This window comes from Streptomyces sp. AC627_RSS907, assembly GCF_019049165.1.
In genome coordinates this window covers 1-1,238 of record NZ_JAGMUE010000244.1, presented here as the reverse complement: position 1 = coordinate 1,238, position 1,238 = coordinate 1, and the positions used below count along the sequence as shown (strand labels likewise).

The following is a 1,238-nucleotide window of genomic DNA, read 5'->3' as shown; positions in this document are numbered from 1 at the left end:
CTCTGGGGGTGCGTCGTCCGTCGCCATCCTTGCACCCCGGGGGTGGGTGGGGGCGGGGCGTCCAGTGGGCGGGATGTCCGGGAGGGGTGGCTGTCCGGGGGGGCGGCTGTGCCGTCCGGCCGCTTCTCGGCGGCGACGTCCAGCCCGAAGTGGCGCTCGACGCGCTCGGCGGCCGCCGCGATCCACGGCACGTCGAGGGCGTCGGTGTTCCACCACAGTGCGAGCGCGCCGCCCGGGCGCAGCACGCGCAGTGCCTCCGGGACCGCCCGGGCGGGGTCGGTCCAGTGCCAGGCCTGGGCGTAGGTGAGGAAGTCGGCGCAGTGGCCGGCGAGCGGGAGGGCGTTGCCGTTGCCCTGGACGATCGGCACGTCGGGCAGGGTGCGGCGGAACTCGGCCGCCATGCCGGTACCGGGTTCGGCGGCGATGACGTCGGCGCCGCGCGCGTGCAGGCGGGCGGTGGCGATGCCCGTGCCGGCGCCCACGTCCACGGCGCGGGAGCCGGCGAGGGGGCGGCCGGCCAGCTCCTCCAGCGCGTCGAAGAGGGCGGTCGGGTAGGAGGGGCGGCTGGCGGCGTACTGGGCCGCGGCGGCGTTGAAGGAGTGGGCTCGGGCGGTGTGGGAGGCGGGGGGAGGTGTGGTCCCGGATGTCGTCATACGGCCATCGTGACCGGGGGCGGGACCGCGTGCCGGGGGTTTTCGCGGGCGTGACCATCGGCCGGCCGGTCGGGACGGTCCAGGTCCCTCCGTCCCCCGCCGGCGTCGACAGCGCTCGTGATCAGGACACCTAGCGGCGGCGGCGCTTCTTCGGGTTGCCCGAGCGGCGGGTGACGCGCTTCTCGTACTCCTCGCGGGCCCTGTCGTACTCGGCGCGGTGGAGTTTCTCGCCCGGGGCCTCGGTGAAGGTGCGGAGGAAATAGGCGAGGAGCGAGCCGATGAAGCCGATGGCCAGCAGTCCGCGCAGGGAGGCCTGGCGGTCGGGGTCGGGCCGGCTGCTGAAGCCCGACCAGGTGTGCCGGAAGGCCAGGGCGCTGCAGATCGCGAACATCACGACCATCAGCAGGCTGACGAAGCTGCCGATGTCGGCGATCTGGAGGCCCTGGTAGGCGACGCGGAGGACGAAGCAGGCGGCGGCCGCCGCGACGAGGGAGCCGACGGCCAGGCCGGCCCGGCGGGCGGTGTAGCCGTGGTCGTGGTTCACCCAGGTCGTGCCGTAGAACCGGAGGGGTTCGGGGCGGGGGC

General features: G+C 75.2%; 2 protein-coding genes. Both read right to left on the bottom strand.

Annotation, left to right across the window (positions count from 1 at the left end; translation table 11 throughout):
* Positions 1–653, bottom strand: a 653-nt coding sequence (locus tag KUM32_RS33005) for a class I SAM-dependent methyltransferase (RefSeq protein WP_217145616.1), incomplete at its 3' end; no start/stop codon positions are given.
* A 130-nt stretch (positions 654–783) separates the two neighbouring features.
* A partial coding sequence (locus tag KUM32_RS33000; RefSeq protein WP_217145615.1) for an EamA/RhaT family transporter occupies positions 784–1,238 on the bottom strand: 455 nt, incomplete at its 5' end.